General features: G+C 62.3%; 15 protein-coding genes and 1 pseudogene. 5 read left to right on the top strand and 11 right to left on the bottom strand.

Annotated features, from left to right (window positions below):
- Positions 1-30 precede the first annotated feature (30 nt).
- Positions 31-2,676 (bottom strand): aminopeptidase N, encoded by a 2,646-nt coding sequence (gene pepN / locus AC0L3N_RS05035; protein WP_473546079.1) that lies wholly within the window; start codon positions 2,674-2,676, stop codon positions 31-33.
- A 156-nt stretch (positions 2,677-2,832) separates the two neighbouring features.
- On the opposite strand from pepN, the pseudogene AC0L3N_RS05030 reads away from it, so the two are divergent.
- A pseudogene (locus tag AC0L3N_RS05030) lies at positions 2,833-5,137 on the top strand (xanthine dehydrogenase family protein molybdopterin-binding subunit).
- Between the two features lie 44 nt (positions 5,138-5,181).
- On the top strand, positions 5,182-6,084 hold the full coding sequence (locus AC0L3N_RS05025) for a DMT family transporter (RefSeq protein WP_473546347.1): 903 nt from the start codon (positions 5,182-5,184) through the stop codon (positions 6,082-6,084).
- Here AC0L3N_RS05025 and AC0L3N_RS05020 read toward each other — a convergent pair whose 3' ends face one another.
- The 3 genes from AC0L3N_RS05020 to AC0L3N_RS05010 all read right to left on the bottom strand — a co-directional run bounded on the left by AC0L3N_RS05020 (position 6,085) and on the right by AC0L3N_RS05010 (position 8,803).
- Entirely contained in the window at positions 6,085-6,897 is an 813-nt protein-coding gene (locus tag AC0L3N_RS05020; protein WP_473546077.1) for a helix-turn-helix domain-containing protein, read from the bottom strand.
- Positions 6,898-7,173: 276 nt separating this feature from the next.
- Complete coding sequence (locus AC0L3N_RS05015) at positions 7,174-8,058, bottom strand: uracil-DNA glycosylase (RefSeq protein WP_473546075.1); 885 nt, start codon at positions 8,056-8,058, stop codon at positions 7,174-7,176.
- Between the two features lie 100 nt (positions 8,059-8,158).
- Entirely contained in the window at positions 8,159-8,803 is a 645-nt protein-coding gene (locus tag AC0L3N_RS05010) for a hypothetical protein (RefSeq protein WP_473489796.1), read from the bottom strand.
- 247 nt (positions 8,804-9,050) lie between these two features.
- Here AC0L3N_RS05010 and AC0L3N_RS05005 point away from each other — a divergent pair, with 247 nt between their 5' ends.
- Positions 9,051-10,730, top strand: coding sequence for an electron transfer flavoprotein-ubiquinone oxidoreductase (locus AC0L3N_RS05005; RefSeq protein WP_473546073.1), 1,680 nt, complete (start codon positions 9,051-9,053; stop codon positions 10,728-10,730).
- Positions 10,731-10,888: 158 nt separating this feature from the next.
- Here the strand turns inward: AC0L3N_RS05005 and AC0L3N_RS05000 are convergent, their stop codons facing one another.
- Together AC0L3N_RS05000 and AC0L3N_RS04995 are read right to left on the bottom strand one after the other, a co-directional pair.
- Positions 10,889-11,884 (bottom strand): VOC family protein, encoded by a 996-nt coding sequence (locus AC0L3N_RS05000; protein WP_473546071.1) that lies wholly within the window; start codon positions 11,882-11,884, stop codon positions 10,889-10,891.
- 111 nt (positions 11,885-11,995) lie between these two features.
- A complete protein-coding gene (locus AC0L3N_RS04995) occupies positions 11,996-12,325 on the bottom strand; it encodes a MoaF-related domain-containing protein (protein WP_473546069.1) in 330 nt (109 codons plus the stop codon).
- Positions 12,326-12,511: 186 nt separating this feature from the next.
- Between AC0L3N_RS04995 and AC0L3N_RS04990 the strand changes: the two genes are divergently transcribed.
- Entirely contained in the window at positions 12,512-13,558 is a 1,047-nt protein-coding gene (locus AC0L3N_RS04990) for a LacI family DNA-binding transcriptional regulator (protein WP_473546067.1), read from the top strand.
- Positions 13,559-14,001: 443 nt separating this feature from the next.
- Positions 14,002-14,607, top strand: a complete 606-nt coding sequence (locus tag AC0L3N_RS04985; RefSeq protein ID WP_473489815.1) for a DUF922 domain-containing protein — start codon at positions 14,002-14,004, stop codon at positions 14,605-14,607.
- 4 nt (positions 14,608-14,611) lie between these two features.
- Here the strand turns inward: AC0L3N_RS04985 and AC0L3N_RS04980 are convergent, their stop codons facing one another.
- The 5 genes from AC0L3N_RS04980 to AC0L3N_RS04960 all read right to left on the bottom strand — a co-directional run bounded on the left by AC0L3N_RS04980 (position 14,612) and on the right by AC0L3N_RS04960 (position 18,394).
- Positions 14,612-15,667: an endonuclease/exonuclease/phosphatase family protein gene (locus tag AC0L3N_RS04980; RefSeq protein WP_473546065.1), complete on the bottom strand. Its 1,056-nt coding sequence runs from the start codon at positions 15,665-15,667 to the stop codon at positions 14,612-14,614.
- 94 nt (positions 15,668-15,761) lie between these two features.
- Positions 15,762-17,222, bottom strand: a complete 1,461-nt coding sequence (locus tag AC0L3N_RS04975) for an AMP nucleosidase (protein ID WP_473546345.1) — start codon at positions 17,220-17,222, stop codon at positions 15,762-15,764.
- A gap of 131 nt (positions 17,223-17,353) precedes the next feature.
- Entirely contained in the window at positions 17,354-17,548 is a 195-nt protein-coding gene (locus tag AC0L3N_RS04970; protein WP_473546063.1) for a hypothetical protein, read from the bottom strand.
- A gap of 35 nt (positions 17,549-17,583) precedes the next feature.
- Complete coding sequence (locus tag AC0L3N_RS04965; protein ID WP_165848692.1) at positions 17,584-17,736, bottom strand: hypothetical protein; 153 nt, start codon at positions 17,734-17,736, stop codon at positions 17,584-17,586.
- Between the two features lie 313 nt (positions 17,737-18,049).
- Positions 18,050-18,394: a DUF2147 domain-containing protein gene (locus tag AC0L3N_RS04960; protein ID WP_473546061.1), complete on the bottom strand. Its 345-nt coding sequence runs from the start codon at positions 18,392-18,394 to the stop codon at positions 18,050-18,052.
- Between the last annotated feature and the right edge of the window lie 229 nt (positions 18,395-18,623).

The raw sequence follows: 18,623 nt of genomic DNA, 5'->3' as shown, positions 1-18,623 counted from the left end.
AGGCCGGCATCACCTGAATATCGACATACCTTACGCCAGCGTGCGCTCGACGATGTCCCGCAAATCGGTCGACAGGTTCTCGGTTTTGGCAATCGAAAGCAGCGCTTCCCTTGCTTTGGCCTGCCGGGCAGGTTCGAGCGAGCGCCATGATCTGAGTGCCGTCGCCAGCCTGGCGGCCAGCTGCGGGTTGCGCTTTTCGACCTGCAGGACCGTTTCGACGAAAAACCGGTAGCCTTCGCCGTCGGCGCGATGGAAGCCGGTCTGGTTGGCGCTGGAAAACGTGCCAACGAGCGAGCGCACCCGGTTCGGATTGGCCATCGAGAAGGCCGGGTGGCCGGTGAGGGCGCGCACCGCATGAATGGTTTGCGGGCCCGGCACGCTGGCCTGGATCTGGAACCATTTGTCCATCACCAGCGGATCGGTGGCATAGTTCGCTTCGAAGTCGGCCAGCGCCTTGACCGTCTCGGGCGAACCGCGGTGGCGGAGCGCAAGCACGGTCAGTGCGGCGGCACGGTCCGTCATGTTGGTCGCGGACTGGAAGTGCCGGGCCGCAAGCGCCGCACCTCCCGGCAGCAGCGAGAGATAGTCGAGCAAGGTGTTGCGCAGCGCCCGGCGCCCGGCGCTCGCCGCATCCGGACTGAAACCGTCCTTGTCGGCCAATCGATCGTAGAGGTCGGAGAATATCTCGCGGTTGGCCTCGGCGATCGCGGCCGTCAGCGGCTCGCGGGCCGAGAAAATGGCATCGGGATCGATGTTCTTGCCGATGTCGCGGGCGATATCGGCTTCGCCCGGAAGCGCCAGAGCCAGCGCCCGATAGGCCGGTTCGAGTGTCTCGTCGCCGGCTATTTTGCCGGCAAGCCCGGTCAACCGTGATGCGAAACCGGGCTGCTTGCCGTCAAGGACCTGGCGGAAGGCTGATATCAGCGCCTCGGTCAAAAGCGTGTTGAACGCCTGCCAGCGCGAGAAGGTATCGTTGTCATGGCCGGCAAGGAAGAACTGATCGTCGGCCTTCTGCTCGACGGAAAGCGTCACCGGCGCCGAGAAGCCGCGATTGAGCGACATCGCCGGGCGCTCGCCAACGCCCGAGAAGCGCACCATGTGCCGGCGCTTGCGGATATGGATGACGCCGTCCTCGACGCTGGCGCCCTCGACGCCGCTATAGGCTATCGCTTTGCCGTCGGCGCCGACCAAGCTAAAGGCCAGCGGAATATGCATCAGCCGCTTGCGGCTTTCGGACGGCGTTGGCGGTACCGACTGCTCGATCTCGAGCATGAATTCCTGGGCTGCCGGATTGTACGTCGAACTGATCGTCAGATTGGGCGTGCCCGCCTGATGGTACCAGAGCGAAAATTGCGAGAGGTCGCGGCCGGACACATCCTCGAACACCTTGATGAAGTCCTCGATCGTCGCAGCCTCGCCGTCGTGGCGCTCGAAATAGAGATCCATGCCGGCCCGGAACGTCTCGCTGCCGAGAATGGTGCGGATCATGCGCACCACTTCCGAGCCCTTTTCGTAGACCGTGGCCGTGTAGAAATTGTTGATCTCGCGGTAGCGGCGAGGTCGCACCGGATGCGCCAGCGGTCCCTGGTCTTCGGGAAACTGATGCGCCCGCAGCGTGCGCACTTCGGCAATGCGTTTCACCGCTCGCGAGCGTTGGTCGGCGGAGAATTCGTGATCGCGGAAAACCGTCAGCCCTTCCTTCAGGCAAAGCTGGAACCAGTCGCGGCAAGTGATTCTGTTGCCAGTCCAATTGTGGAAATACTCATGCGCGATGATCGCCTCGATATTGGCGAAATCGGCGTCTGTTGCGGTCTCCTGGTCAGCCAGCACATATTTGTCGTTGAAGATGTTGAGGCCCTTGTTCTCCATCGCGCCCATGTTGAAGTCGGACACGGCGACGATGTTGAAGACATCGAGGTCGTATTCGCGGCCGAACGCCTCCTCGTCCCATTTCATCGACCGTTTCAGGGCGTCCATGGCGTAGCCGGCGAGCCGCTCCTTGCCCGGCTCGACATAGATGCCGAGTTCGACCTTGCGGCCGGACAATGTGACGAAGCTGTCAGCGACCTTGCCGAGAGCGCCCGCCACCAGGGCGAACAGATAGGATGGCTTGGGGAAGGGGTCGTGCCAGACCGCATAGTGCCAGCCGTCGGCAAGTTCGCCGCTGCCCCTCGGGTTGCCGTTGGAAAGAAGCAGTGGCGCCTCGTGCTGCCGCGCCTCGATTCGCACCGTATAGACGGACAGGATATCGGGGCGGTCGAGAAAATAGGTGATGCGCCGAAAGCCCTCGGCCTCGCATTGCGTGCAATAGACGTTGCTGGAGCGATAGAGGCCCATCAGGGCTTCGTTGTGTGCCGGCGCCAGCTCGGTTTCGATCAGGAGCTGGAAACGGGGTGCTGCGGGCGGCGTAGTGATCGTCAGCTGATCGGGCGTGGCAAAAAAATCTGCCGGCGCTAGTGTCCGGCCGTCGATTGCGATGCGGCTGAGCGTCAGGCCATCGCCGTCCAGCACCAGCGGCACTGACGCCGCGATGCCGTCGCGGCGTTCAACCGTCAGCACGGCGACGACGCGCGTGGCTTCTGGCGACAGGCGGAAAGTCAGGCTGGTTTCCGGTATGAGATAGTCGGTGGGGCGATAGTCTTCGAGCCTGAAGACCTGGCCGGTGTCCGTGCGCATTCCGTGGGGTGTCCTGTCGATTCCCGCAGCGGCAGGTGAGTCCGCTGGTCCAAGAAATTTGAAGCCCGCGCTCTTTACACGAAACCGTCACTCGACAAAACTGGCGCAGCGCCTATTTCAGGCACTCGTTTTCCAATCATCATCGCGAGGTATACGTTGACCGTCGTCACACCGAAATTCGGCATGGGCGCCTCTGTGCTGCGTCGCGAGGACCAGGCCTTCATCAAGGGTCTCGGTCGCTATACGGACGACATCCAGCCGCCCGGCCTCCTGCACGGCTACGTTCTGCGCTCACCGGTAGCCAAGGCAAGCTTCACCATCGGTTCGACCGAGGCGGCCAAGGCGGCACCTGGCGTCCATCTGGTGCTGACCGGTGCGGATATTGCTCATCTCGGCAAGCTGAAATCCGGCGTCATGCAGAGGCAGCCGGACGGCACCAAGGCACCGACCCGCGATATTCCGGTCCTTTGCCGCGACCGGGTCAATTATGTCGGCGACGCCGTCGCCTTCGTCGTCGCCGACAGCCGCACACTGGCGCAGGACGCCGCCGAACTGATCGAGGTCGATTACGAGGGCGAGGATGCCGCGTCCGGCACCGCCACCGCGCTTGACGAAGGCACGCCGCTGGTCTGGCCGGAACTCGGCTCCAACCGTGCCTTCAGCTACCACATCGGCGACAAGGCGAAGACCGCGGCGGCATTCGCCAGGGCGGCGCATGTCACCCGCATCGAATTCATCAACAACCGGCTGGTCTGCAACTACATTGAGCCGCGCTCGGCGATCGGCGAATGGAACACGAAAGACAACCGCTTCGTGCTGACCACGGGCTCGCAGGGCGTGCATTCGATGCAGTACATCCTGGCCGACGTGTTCAAGATCAAAAAGAACCAGCTGCGCGTCATCACGCCGGATGTCGGCGGCGGCTTCGGGCCGAAAAGCTTCGTCTATCGCGAACATCCGCTGGTCCTTGAGGCCGCCAGGCGCCTTGGCCGCCCGGTGAAATGGGCCGGCGACCGCACCGAGCACTTCCTTACCGATGCGCAAGGCCGCGACAATGTCGTGACCGCCGAGATGGCGATGGACAAGGACGGCCGCTTCCTCGGCATGAAGGTCGATCTGCTCGCCAATATCGGCGCCTATGTCTCGCAATACGGCCCATTTATCCCCTATATCGGCGTCACCATGTCGACCGGCGTCTACGACATCCAGGCGCTCGATGTTTCGGTGACCGGCCTCTACACCAATACCTGCCCGGTGGACGCCTATCGCGGCGCCGGGCGGCCGGAAGCGGCATTCCTGCTGGAAAAGCTCGTCGACGCCTGCGCCCACGATCTGGGCCTTCCCGTCGAAGAGATCCGGCGGCGCAATTTCATTCGGCCTGAGCAGTTTCCCTATCGCACCCAGACCGACCGCCTCTATGATACCGGCGAGTTTGCAGGCCATATGGACCGCGCCATCGAACGGGCCGAGTGGCAGGGGTTTCCGGAGCGGCTGGCGAAGTCGAAGGCGGCCGGAAAGATCCGCGGCATCGGCATGGCGACCTATATCGAGGCCTGTGCCTTTCCGGGCTCTGAACCGGCCTTTGTCGAACTGAACGGCGACGGCACCGTGACGCTGAAGATCGGCACCCAGACCAACGGGCAGGGGCACGCGACCGCCTATGCGCAGTTCCTCTCGGAAAAGCTACAAGTCGACATCGACAAGATCCATGTCCGCCAGGGCGACACCGACGAACTGAAGGCCGGCGGCGGCACCGGCGGCTCGCGCTCCATTCCCCTTGGCGGCGTATCAGCTTCTCGCGCGGGCGAGGATCTGGCCAACAAGATCAAGCGCGTCGCCGCGGATGAGCTGGAAGCCTCGGCCGGCGACATCGAACTATCCAACGGCGTTGCCCGCATCGTCGGCACCGACCGCATGATCGATTTTTCGAGCATCGCCAAGGCCGCCAAGAACCCGGACGATCTCAAGGGCTTTGGCGAATTCGTTCAGGACGAATGCACCTATCCGAACGGCACTCACATCTGCGAGGTCGAGATCGATCCCGACACCGGCATGACGGAGATTGACCGCTATACGATCGTCGACGATTTCGGCGTCACCGTGAACCCGATCCTGCTGGCCGGCCAGGTGCATGGCGGCGTCGTCCAGGGCATCGGCCAGGCGCTGACCGAGAACACGGTCTATGACGAGGACGGGCAGCTGTTGACGGCAAGCTTCATGGACTACGCCATGCCGCGCGCCGACGATTTGCCGTTCTTCCATTTCGAGACCCGCAACGTGCCCTCGACCACCAATGCGCTCGGCATCAAGGGGGCCGGCGAGGCAGGCACGATCGGAGCGACGCCTGCCGCTCAACGCGGTGACGGATGCGCTCTATCGCGCCTACGGCATCAGGCATATCGACATGCCGGCAACGCCGGCGCGCATCTGGGCGGCGATCCAGGAAGCAACTGCTAAGTGAGCCCGACAGATCATCCCGGCGGGCACAACACGCTGACCGGGATCATGCTCAAGATCGTGTCGGTGGCGGTTTTTGTCGGCATGTCGTACTGCATCAAGGCGGCGGGCACGGTGCCGGCTGGCCAGATCGTGTTCTTCCGCTCCTTCTTCGCCATCTTTCCGATCATCGTCTTACTGGCCTTCCAAGGAAAGCTTGGCACGGCGTTCTCGACCAAACGTCCGCTCAACCACATTGCGCGCGGCGTTGTCGGCGTCTGCGCCATGGGCCTCGGCTTCTTTGCGCTGACACGGCTGCCGCTTCCCGAGGCGATCACGCTGAACTACGCACAACCGCTGCTGGTGGTGGTGTTCAGTTCGATCTTCCTCGGCGAAGCGATCCGCGTCTATCGCTGGAGCGCGGTTGCGGTCGGACTGGTCGGGGTGCTGGTCATCTCATGGCCGGAACTGACGCTGCTTGGTTCGGGCGCTGCACTCGGCGATCAGGAGGTGCTCGGCGTCATCGCCGCCCTGGTCGCAGCAGCGATCTCGGCCGTCGCCATGCTGCTGGTGCGCAATCTCGTCCAGAGCGAACCGACCGCAACCATCGTGCTGTGGTTTTCGGTGACGGCGAGCGTCCTGGCGTTGCTTTCGCTGCCGTTCGGCTGGCAGGCGCTGACACCGGCGCAGGCGGGTCTTCTCATAGCTGCGGGCTTTTGCGGCGGGCTCGCTCAGATTCTGATGACGGCCGCCTATCGCCATGCCGAGGCCTCGGTCGTGGCGCCCTTCGAATATACGTCGATGCTGCTTGGCATAGCCGTCGGCTATCTCGCCTTCGGCGACGTCCCGACGGTTCACATGCTTGTCGGCGGCACGATCGTCGTTGCCGCCGGCATCTTCATCATCTGGCGCGAGCGCCAGCTTGGCCTCGAACGTGCTCGCACCCGCCAGGCGACCCCGCCGCAAGGATGATCAGGACGGCTCGGCCCGCTCCTTCGCCAATCGCACCAGCACGGTCCTTGTCTGCTCATCGGCGGGGAAAAAGGATTCGATCGCCAATTCCGACAGCGTCACGTCGAGCGGCGTGCCGAACACGGTGATGGTGCTGATGAACGAAAGCACAGCATCGCCATGGGCAAGCCGCAGCGGGTGCACGATCGCGTTCGGCTCGACCGAAACCGGCCGTGTGCCGTTCAGGCCGGACGGATAGGTCCGAAGCTCGCGTTCCAATTCGATCAGAACCGGGTCGCCTGAGGCGTCGTTCTGGTGTTTCAACCGGTCAAGAAGATGCGCGCGCCATTCGGCCAGGTTGACGATGCGCGGCGCGACGCCACCTGGGTGCAGGCTGAGTCGCAGCACGTTGACCGGGGGCTTCAGCAAGGAGGGCTCGGCGACATCGGCAAGGAACGGGCCGATCGCCGCATTCGCCGACACCAGGTTCCAGTGCCGGTCGACAGCGAGCGCCGGGAAGGGTTCGTGCCCCTTGAGCACGATCTCGACGGCAGCCATCGCCGGCGCCAGTGAAGCATCGGTGAGCGAACGCTCGCTGAAGCTGGGGGCAAAGCCTGCGGCCAGCAGGAGCTGATTGCGCTGCCTCAGTGGGATCGACAGCTGCTCGGCCAGATGCAGCACCATATCGCGCGAGGGTGCCGCGCGGCCGCTTTCCACGAAGCTCAGATGCCGTTGCGAGATTTCGGCTTCCATGGCGAGATCGAGTTGGCTCATGCGCCGGCGCGTGCGCCATTCGCGAATGAGGCTGCCGGCGGAAGTCTGGGTTGCTGTCATGGCGGCACACTATGCCGGCAGCGATCGCATTTCCATTACCTGTGAGGTTATAGATGCCGCTCTTCCCTTCTTCCCTTGTGGGAGAAGGTGGCCGAGCGAAGCTCGGTCGGATGAGGGGTGTTCCAGCTTGGCGAAACACCCTCATCCAAGTCGAGAAGCTGGCGCACGGCGACAGAATCATCAGCGCCTCATTTCTTCCAACACCCCTCAACCGCCTTGGCTCCGCGCGACAATCCACCTTCTCCCACAAGGGAAGAAGGGAAGCTGCGCCCCACCTCAACCCAGCGCCCGCAGCTTTGCCTTCACCTCGAGGAAATCCCGCCACGCCAGCTTCTTGTGCGCGGGGGTTCTCAAGAGATAGGCCGGGTGAAGGGTCGGCATGGCGGGAATGGCAATACCGGAGGCGGTCGTATGGACGCGCCAATTGCCGCGCAGCCGCAGGATGCCCTCGGTGGTGTTGAGCAAGGTCTTTGCCGAGGGGCCGCCCAAATTGACCAGCACCTTCGGATTGACCAGCTCGATCTGCCGTTCGATGAATGGCCTGCAGATCTCGGTCTCGTGCGGCGTCGGCGTGCGGTTGCCCGGCGGCCGCCAGGGGATGACATTGGCGATATAGGCCGACGTCCGGTCGAGGCCGATCGCGGCCAGCATCCGGTCGAGCAGCCGGCCCGAGCGGCCGACGAACGGCAATCCCTCAAGGTCCTCGTCGCGGCCGGGCGCCTCGCCGACCAGCATCACCGCGGCATTCGGATTGCCGTCGGCGAACACCAGGTTCTTGGCGGTGAATTTGAGATTGCAGCCGTCGAATGCCGCCATGTGCTGGCGAAGCTCGTCCAGGGTCGCCGCGGTCGTTGCCAATTGGCGCGCCAAGGCCGCTTGCTGCTCGTCGGGCACCGTCGCCGTCCCGGACGGCGCGCGCACCGCCGGTGCCGCAGCTTGCCTTTCGCCCATTCCGGCGCGTGACAGGCTTGTCGAGCGTGGCAGTGTGGCGCTTCCACCAACTGGCGTAACTGTCGCCGGCGCCCGCTCAGGCGGCTTTGACGCAGCCTCAGCAAACCTGTTCAGCGGCTCGTCTTCGAGCGCTTCATCGACGCCGGCGCTGGCGTAGAAGGCCAGCAGGTCGGCGATATCTGGTCGGTCGTCTCGGGAAACGGCAGTCATACTTTCACATTCCGCCGCGCGGCAGCAATTTGCAAGTAATGCATGTAGCCCAAAAGCGCGCAGCGGTTTTGGGACAACGACATGACGAAAACAAGGATTCTCAGCTCGACGGTATACGCGGATCCTGCACCAGATAGAACGTCCAGCGCGGTGTGTAGTCGGTGATCAGGTAATCGAATTTTGCTGTCTTCAACGGGTCGATCTTGCCGCTCTTGAACAGCAGCCGGTCATAGGGTTCGAAGTCGCGATCGAAATCGGCAAAGCTGCTCGACCAGATGTTGTCAGGCGTTTTGTTGCGCTGGTCGAACGATAGGCCGTCGCCGAACACGCTCGGCCGGTGGAGTATCTCCTGGAGCTCGAACTGGAACTCGACCCAGGCCTGGCCGCTGTTGTTGAGCACGTCGACGCGCATATACATGAGGCCATTGGCAAATTGGCCCGCAGTGCCGAAGGGCTGGATCGGCTTTGTCGTGCGGATCGTCAGTGTCACCGGTGTCGCCGAATTCAGCTCTTCGGTGATGACAAGCGGGTCCTCCTTTGTCCCGATGCCCGAGGCGCTGGTGATGCGGAAGCCGCCCAGCTCGTCGGAAAAGGAGTAGGCTCCGGCCACCCAGACCCTTTGCGGCTCGGCGTGGGCGCCAACGGACGCCAGCGGCAAAAGGGCCAAAACGAGCGCCCGGCAAATCCGTCCGGGCGACGAAAAAAAGCGCGTCGATGAAAAGCCGGATGGCCCAGGAATGCGCATGGTGCGAAGTATGGCCGATAAGCAAGCCGTCGAACAATTAAAAACGTCAGGGCGCCGGCTCTCTTTGGAATGGCTTGGCCCGGATCGATGTTCCGGTGGACCGCAAACCGCGATTTTGTAGTACGATGCGCGACTTTTTGACGAAATCGGCATTGTCACGTCAGCGTCGGTTTCGCGTCGCGAATTGATGCGCTATGCAGCGGATAAGCCAGCAAGATGCGCGAATGCGGTAGCCAGTGAGATGTTGATGAGCGAGATCGAACGCGAAAGCATGGAATTCGACGTGGTCATCGTCGGCGCCGGTCCGGCCGGCCTCGCCACCGCGATCCGTCTCAAGCAGGTCAATCCCGAGCTTTCCGTCGTCGTCCTGGAAAAGGGCGGCGAAGTCGGCGCCCATATCCTGTCCGGCGCCGTCGTCGATCCGATCGGCATCGACCGGTTGCTGCCGGGCTGGCGTGACGAAGAAGGACATCCCTTCAAGACGCCGGTCACGGCAGACCATTTCCTGGTGCTCGGCCCCGCCGGTTCGTTCCGTCTGCCCAACATCCTGATGCCGCCGCTGATGAACAACCACGGCAACTACATCGTTTCGCTCGGCAATGTCTGCCGCTGGCTGGCGACCAAGGCCGAGGCGCTGGGCGTCGAGATCTATCCGGGCTTTGCCGCCGTGGACCTCATTTACAGTGACGAGGGCGCGGTCACCGGCGTTGTCACCGGCGATATGGGCGTCGAGAAGGACGGCACGCATGGCCCTGGCTTCGCGCCGGGAATGGCGCTGATGGGCAAATATGTGCTGATCGGCGAGGGCGCACGCGGCTCGCTGGCCAAGCAGTTGATCGCCAAATACCATCTTTCCGACGGCCGTGAGCCCGGCAAATACGGTATCGGTCTCAAGGAGCTCTGGCAGGTCAAGCCGGAGAACCACCGGCCAGGCCTGGTCCAGCATTCCTTCGGCTGGCCGCTAGACATGAAGACCGGCGGCGGCTCTTTCCTCTACCATCTGGAGGACAACCAGGTGGCGGTCGGCTTCGTCGTCCACCTCAACTACAAGAACCCCTATCTGTCGCCGTTCGACGAGTTCCAGCGCTTCAAGACCCACCCGGCGATCAGGGGCACATTCGAGGGCGGCAAGCGGCTGGGTTATGGCGCCCGTGCCATCACCGAGGGCGGCTGGCAGTCGGTGCCGAAACTGTCCTTCCCCGGTGGTGCGCTGATTGGGTGTGCCGCCGGGTTCGTCAATGTGCCGCGCATCAAGGGCTCGCACAATGCCGTGCTTTCCGGAATGCTGGCGGCCGAGCACGTCGCCGAGGCGATCGGCGCCGGCCGTGCCAATGACGAACTGGCTTCATACGAGGCGGCATGGCGGGCAACCGACATCGGCAAGGATTTGAAGAAGGTGCGCAACGTCAAGCCATTGTGGTCGCGCTTCGGCACCGCCATCGGCGTCGGCATTGGCGGCCTCGACATGTGGCTGAACACGCTGTTCGGCTTCTCGCCTTTCGGCACGCTGAAGCACGGCAAGCCCGACTATGCGACGCTGGAGCCGGCCGCCAAGCATAAGAAGATCGCCTATCCGAAGCCGGACGGCGTGCTCACCTTCGACCGCCTGTCCTCGGTGTTTCTATCCAACACCAACCACGAGGAAAACGAGCCTGTCCATCTGCTGGTCGCGGATATGGATCTGCAGCGGCGTTCCGAACACGATGTCTATGCCGGGCCATCGACACGCTACTGCCCGGCCAGTGTCTACGAATGGGTCGACAAGGATGGCAACGCCGCCGCCGATCCCGAGGCGAAGGACGTGCGCTTCGTCATCAACGCGCAGAACTGCGTCCACTGCAAGACCTGCGACATCAAAGACCCGAACCGAAACATAACCTGGGTGCCGCCACAAGGTGGCGAAGGCCCAGTTTACCAGAACATGTAGCGTCAGATATTAGCTATTCCTAATTGACAGAACGAGTGGCAAGACTGCTGGCATATCTTGCACTCGACGTGGGATCGTGCCGTGCCGTGCCGAGCAGATCTGGCGAGCGTATTGAATGCTAGAAAATTGCCGTTCTGGTCTTCGCGCAAATACCGAATCTACGCCACGGCGGCGATGGTCGTACCCTCCACCGGCCGCGGCACCGGCGTTCCATAGACCCAGAAGGAATCCGGAACCGGAGAGCCGCTCCAGACCACGGCATCGGCGATCTTGGACGCCTCCCACACCACGGTTTTCCAGGCCGGATCGAAGATCATGTAGCCGGGATCGCCCATCACCTCGATGCGATTGCCCCCTGGTTCCAGCATGTACAGGAACGTTGCCCCGCCGATGCCGTGCCGGCCCGGCCCGTGCTCTATCGAAATGCCGGCTTCCCTTGCCAGCTCCGCCAGATCGAAGAGATGCTGCACCGAAATGTAGTGGAAACAGACGTGGTGGAAGCGTCCACGCATCTCCGTCGGCTCCGGGACGATTGCAATATCGTGCGAAAGGTTGGTCACGCTGAGCCAGCTCGCGATCGCCGACCCGTTGTCACCAACGACCCGCTCGCGCTCGCGAAAGCCTAGCACGTCAACCATGAAATCGCGGCAGGCGCCGGTGTTGGCGGCCATCAGGTTCAGGTGATCGATGCGGCGAACCGGAATGCCGTTGAGCGGGCGTCTCTGCGGGCGATTAAGCAATTTCGTAGCCTGCCCCGGCGGTACGCTGACATAGTCGACGTCCCACAGCAGCTCCATCGGGTGCCCCTCGGGCGTTTCGAATCTGAAGGCGCGGCCATGGCCGGCATCACCGTCGATCCAGCCTCGCCCGAGGCCGGTCGCCTCTACCGCTGCGACTCGGCGCTCCAGCGCCTGCGGGCTGCGCGTTCGCCAAGCAACGTGCCCCAGTCCGGCGTGCTGTGCCTCGGTCACCTTCAGCGAGTGGTGATACTGCTCCTCATAGGCGCGCAGATAGACCGACTTGCCGCGCCGCTCGGTCTCTTGCATGCACATGAAGTCCATGAAGAAGCGTAACGTCCCATCGAGATCGGGCGTCAGCAATTCGACATGCGCGAGCTGGGCGACATCGAAGATTGGTTCGGAAAGGGTGTTCATAACGACACTCCTGAAGGTGAACGGGTCTATATTGAGGGAAATGTACTCCTGTATTCGTCAAGTGGCCGCACAACAGTTCGCGTAGTTCGCGCGGCGCGGTGTGATACCCTGTCAGGCCGCCGGTACCGGCTGAATGATCCCCTGCGCACAGAACAATTGCCCGTCGGCCAGCCGCGCATAATTATGAACGACTTTGTTCTCGTGATCCTGAACCTGCACGACGAAGTTACCGCTCTGCTCCGTCCAGCTCATGATGAACAGATCAGGGCGGACGCCTGTCAGATCGCTCTTCACGACCTCGTCGATCTGAGTAGCGCCGATCGTCGCCCGTACATGCAATTCTGTCGGCGACAGAACCGTCAGCCGCGGCACGAACGGGCCGAATGCACAGTCGAAAGTCTTCCCGACGAGCGATGTCGGGCCACCACTGGTCGCAGCCATCCAACTCTCCTTTGATGATTTAGCGCTCACACGCCCAGATTGGGCACACGAGCCTTCGCTTTGGCACAGAATGCTTATAAAGCTGCTATTTCTGCTAATTGGAGCGCTCCAATGCAAGATCTGCCTTTTATGATGACGAGTCAAGAATAAACTTGGAGCGCTCCAAAAAAGTGTTTAACTGAAGGAATGAACCATACCAAAACGCCGACCCTCGTGGATGTCGGGAGAGTTGCCGGGGTCTCCCGCGGCACTGTCTCCAATGTCTTCAATCACCCGGACCTGGTGCGGTCCGACGTGCGCGAGCGCGTCGAAGCTGCGGCGCGCCAGCTTGGTTATGATGGTCCCGACCCTAGAGGGCGAGTACTGCGTAATGGCAAATTCAACGCCATCGGATTTATGCCGCCGGGCGCCTATGCCATTGCCGACGTCATCAGAAGCCCATATGGACGAGAACTGGTGCTTGGCGTTTCGCTTGCGTGCGACGGGGCCGGGGCGACGCTGAGCCTAGTCAACGGTACGGAAGAAACGCGCACCTCCACCATCCGGGAGGCGTTGGTTGACGGCTTCATTTTGGGCCATAGCGTAGACATCGACCTGATCACCTCGGCGCAGCGCCGGCGCTTGCCATTCGTCATCCTCGAAAGCGATGCCGGCCCGGATATCAATTCGATCCGGATCGACGGCAGGAGCGGAGCGCTGATGGCTGTCGGGCACTTGGCTGCTCTCGGGCACCGGCATTTTGTGATCCTCTCCATCCGGCGCACATCCGGACCACCGATTGTCCACATGCCGGGCAAGGGCAAGATTACCGCGGGCTTTCAGCTCGACTATGAAAGGCTTGATGGCTTCGCCCAAGGCTTGGCGGAGGTCAATCTGTCGATCGATGATTTTCCGATCATCGAAACCACCCCTGGGGAGCCTTCGGCCGGAGCTGTCGTGTTCGATCGATTTCCAGAAGCAACGGCAATCCTGACCATGTCGGACTGGCAGGCAATCACCGTGCTCGACGAAGCGGTTCGTCGCGGCATAAACATACCCGAGCACGTGTCGGTTGTGGGCTTCGATGGCACCGCGGAATCGGCACGCACCACGCCCCCACTCACCACTGTCACGCATGACATCGTCGGGAAGGGTCGCCTTGCTGCCCAGATGGTGTTTGAAAACGGCCAGCCGAGGCAGATCATCATGTCGGTTGAACTGGCGGTTCGCGGATCGACGGGTCCGCCGCGTTGAGGAAATCCGCAAGGATCGCGATTGGCGCGCAACACGCCGCCCTGCCGAACGCATGACGCGTCGCCCCCTTTCCGTGCTGCAGGCGCTTAAGAGACGCCGCGTTTGCGCCAGCCAGCGGACCATCGGGAACTCGGGGTGTGTTGAGATTCAAGCCAGGCCGCGCCGACATGGTGGTTTCCGAGAGCGTATGTTCGGGTACGAGAACCCCGGAAGCGCAGGAAGTCCGCTTCTGGATCGAGAGACGTTCCGGCCAGTTCAATGTGCGATCGAATGCGTCGCTGTCATGCGTGGATCAATGGAGCACAACGTCAGCGTGTGAAGTCCACCGGAACCGTCGACCAAAATGATAGCCGGGGAAAGCCCGCTATATTTGCGGCGTCTAAAAGAAGTTGAAGCGGCGCGGCGCTTGTGGTTCCCTTCCCTCCTGACGCGGAGAAATGACCATGCGCCTGGCGGTTTTGACGTGCCTTGTGGCTATTGGTGGCTTGTGCGGCTTCGCACCGTCGGCATCGGCTGACACGAAGGTGCTGGTCAAGACCCGAACCTACGACATATCAGGAACCACGGGCGCCGCCCTGATCGAGGCCATGGACCGGAAAGGTCCGAAGAGGCACGGCTTCATGACGCACGCCATCGCGCTGGCCGCCTATACGGTAAATTGGGACCTTGAGATCACCAGGGAGGGTGGTGTCTGCCGTCTGCGGCAGGCCAATGGGACACTCGATCTCACCTACACCTTACCGCGCATGATCTCAGCCGCGACGCCGGCGCTTCAGAAGCGCTGGAAGCGATTTTTCGCGGGCGTTCGTGCCCACGAGCATAACCACGGCCGCATCGCCAGGACAATGATGCGGGCGACCGAGAAATCGATCACCGGACTGGAACTCGCCGACAACTGGGTTTGCAGCAAGACGCATCGCGAGGCGAGGCGCCGGATCAAGGCTGTCTATGCCGAATACGAGGCGAAACAGAACGCTTTCGACGCGCGCGAGCATCGCGCCGGCGGCCATGTCGAACGCCTCATCGGTGCCCTGTTGCGCAAGCGCTAGGCGATCAGCTTCGAGTCCTGCCGTCCTGTCTCACGGAGGCGGTCGCGGTTTCATGTTCGTCGACCGGCTTTTTCTGTTCCGGCCTGAGCGAGAATTCCACCATCAGCGGAAGATGGTCGGAGCCGGTGCCTTCCAGCCTCGACACCGAATGGATGAGAACCGCGCCCTTGCTGAAAACCTGGTCGATCGGCAGTCCGGCGAAGCGCAGGAAATCCGGCAGCTCGATATAGAGCCAGGTCGGCCCCGGCGAAGGCGCCACGGTCAGCTTGCCAAGGTCTGCGACGCGCCGGACGGCGGCGCTCCACGGCACTGCATTGCAGTCGCATGCCATGATCGATGTTTCGCCGAGCGAGGCGAACTCCCCCGACAATCCGCCGATCTGCTGTGACTGGTTGCGCGGCCATGGCCAGGTCAGGTGCATGGCGGCCACGTCGACCTCGGATCCGCCGAATTCGACGGTTGCGATGGCCATTGCACCGCGGCTGTCGCAGCGCGGTTGCGAGCCGGTGGCAAACGGCCGTCTGGACAGCAGCGCAACGCCGAAAACGCCATTGGGGTAGGGGCAGAGGATCCGGTAAGGATAGGCACTGGCGAGAAGGCCGAGCTTCGCCTTCCACATGTCGGATACCTCATCGAGGGTGATCACATCAGGCTGGGTCCGGCCGATCAGCGACAGGACTTTTTCAGGCGTTGGATTGTTGAACCGCAGATTCATCTGCAGCAGGCGGTAGACCGCCTGGTCACCGGAGACCGCCTGATTGCCGGCCTCGGCTTCGTAGGCTGCCTGGACCGGCCACAGGCGGGGCACCGACAGGGCGTTCGAGGTGGTGGCAAAGGCAGCCACCGCAAAGAGCAGCGCTGTGGCCGCCTCCAGGCGAAACGAGGTCGCGAGCAGCGGCAGCGCGCAAAGCGCCATCAGCACAGCAAGATGAGCGCGGAAATGAGCGAAGGAATCGAAGGCCGGATGCAGCGTTCCGAAAAACCCGGCCACCAGCGCGACCGAGAAGACGAGCATTGCTACGAATGCTGCCGACGCCATCATGTTTCGAACGCGTGCCATCTACTTTGTTTATCGGCAGAAATGCAGCCCAAATCAAGATTACGAAATGCCCTGCCGCGGTTACCAAGGTCCGGTCGATGCAAGCCGATCGGTGCTACTGGAACGCCGTCTCCGAAAAGCTTCTGAGCTTGCGCGAATGCAACCGTTCCATCGGCATCTCGGCCAGCTTTTCCATCGCCCTGATGCCGATGGTCAAGTGCTGTGCCACTTGTCGCTTGTAGAACTCGGTCGCCATGCCGGGCAGCTTCAATTCGCCATGCAGGGGCTTGTCCGAGACGCAAAGCAGGGTGCCATAGGGCACGCGGAAACGGAAGCCATTGGCTGCGATCGTCGCCGATTCCATGTCGAGCGCGATCGCCCGTGACTGCGACAGCCGCTGCACCGGCCCCCGCTGGTCGCGCAACTCCCAGTTGCGGTTGTCGATGGTGGCGACGGTGCCGGTGCGCATGATGCGCTTGAGGTCGTAGCCGGAAAGGCCGGTGACTTCGGCGACCGCCTCCTGCAGCGCAACCTGGATTTCGGCCAGCGGCGGGATCGGCACCCAGACCGGAAGATCGTCGTCCAGAACATGGTCTTCCCGCACGTAGGCATGCGCCAGCACATAGTCGCCCAGCGCCTGGGTGTTACGCAGCCCGGCGCAATGGCCGAGCATCACCCAGGCATGCGGCCTGAGCACCGCGATGTGGTCGGTGATCGTCTTGGCGTTGGAGGGGCCGACGCCGATGTTGACCATGGTGATGCCGCCATGGTTCGGCTTCTTCAGATGATAGGCCGGCATCTGCGGCAGGCGCGGCGGTGCCACGCCATCGCCAGGCGCGCTTTGTCCAGCCTTGGTGACGACGTTTCCCGGCTCGACGAATTCGACGTATCCGCCGCCGCCATTCGCCATCAGCTTGTGCGCACGAGCGACGAATTCGTCGATGTAGAACTGGTAGTTGGTGAACAGCACGAAATTCTGGAAATGCTGCGGACTGGTCGCCGTGTAGTGCGACATCCGGTGCAGCGAGTAGTCGATGCGTTGCGCCGTGAACGCCGCCAGCGGCCTGGCTCCGCCTAACGCCACTTCGAACGTGCCGTTGGCGATCTGGTCGTCGGTGCCGTCGAGGTCCGGCACGTCGAACAGGTCACGAATCGGCCGCCTGATGCGCTCGGCTGCCGCGCCGTCGACATGGGAGCCTTCCAGGAACGCGAAATGCAGCGGGATGGGCGTCGTTGATTCCGAAACCGTGAGCGGAACGCCGTGATTGCGCATGATCAGGCCAAGCTGTTCGGTAAGATAGCGTTCGAAAAGGGCAGGCTGGGTTATGGTGGTCGAGAAATGCCCAGGTGTCGGCATGTGGCCGTAAGCCTGCCGCGAGTCGATCTGGGTGAATGAAGTCGTGGTGACGCCGACCTCGGGATAGAAGGCCCGGTAGCGCTTGTTGTTGTCGCCGCCTGCGGCGAGCGCCGTAAATGAATCGCGCAGGAATTTGGTGTTGCGATCGTAGAGGACCTGCAAGGCCGCGACGGCCTTTCCTGCATCATTAAAGCTTTGCCGACCAAACGGCTCCGGCATCACGACTGAGTCTATGGCTTGGGGATAGATTCGCTTTTCCATGACCCAATATAGAGGCTTGGCCATGCGGTTGGGAGGGGCCAAAGGATCGTTTTTTGTTTTTGGATAGTCTCGATGAAGGCCGATTGCGCCTAGCCGCGCCGCAGGCTGACCAACAGCACAAAGCCGACGCCGGTCTTCTTCAACGCCGGCGCTTCGATCGTCGAGCCGGCATCGGCGCGCATCGAGGGCACGGCCAGAACCGGCGCTGCAAGAACCATCAGGATGAGCGTCGCCCGCGGCACAAGCCGAAGGGCCTTGAGGGCGTTGGCGACGATGCGGTTCATGGTGTGTTGCTTCTCTCTAAGGGTTTCTGTCGGCGTCAATGGCGAAGGTGGCTCGGGCAACCGAACCGGCAGGAATTGGCCTGGTCCCAGGAGCGGGCTGGGCGGCCGGCCTCGGCAACGAGGATGGCGAACGACATGCCGAACAGGCTCATCAGCAGGCAGACGATGGTGAAGCGGCGGGCGAACATTGCGTGGTGTCTCCTTCAACACGCATGACAATGCCCTGATGCAACTGAACCGGTTCTGATGCCGGCGTTCATCTGCGGTTCAAGTTTATCGACGGAGGGTCGAGTGCCCGCCGCCACCGCGCCGTCGCCGGCCACGAGCGCCGCCGCATGCTTGCTACCGACATCCAATCTTGCTGCCGACAAGGGCGGGTAAAATTGCTGTTAGGGCGCTGAAGGCACGGCCCGCACGATTGATCCGTTGTCCCAAGCAGACGGCGCAAACCAAAAAAGGGGCCTTCGCGGCCCCGTTTTCAATTTGTGGCAGCGGAAACGATTAGAGCTTGTGCCAGGTCTGGCTCCTGCAGATCAGCCCGCCGAGCACGCAGCCGCTCATCTTGAGCGAAGCGCCCGAGACCGAGGCCTTGCCCGAATAGGTCTTGTCGGTTTCCGGGTCGGTTATGGTGCCCGAATATTTGTTGGCGCCGGAAACCTTGAACGAACCGATGCGCTTGCCGGCAAACTTGCCTGATTTGAGCGTGATCGAAAATGCACCGCCGCCGCTTGAGATGGCGGCGGTCGAACCGGCTTGCGTTTTCCAGTTGCCTTCGATCGGATCGGCCCAAGCCGCGCCGGCCATGATCAAGGTGGCCGTAAGGGCCATGCTGATTTTGCGAAACATGTTTCTCCTCCCTCTGGGCATCCGGCCGGGTGTTCCGCCCGCCTGTCTGCCTTTTACGCAAACGTAAGCTAATTCAGCTCCCGACAAAACAAAAGCGGTGCCGCTGCGGAAGACTTCAGGATTTTCTGGCCGCCCAAAGCGGTCTCGTCGGTGGGAAATGAAAAGTTCGCAACTCCGTCTTTGTCTCCCGTGGTTAGCGGAGTCTTGATCTTCGCCTCGCAAATTTTCG

It is taken from the genome of Mesorhizobium sp. WSM4807, assembly GCF_055811615.1.
The sequence above is the reverse complement of the archived record's forward strand: the minus strand, read 5'-3'. Positions and strand labels throughout refer to the sequence as shown.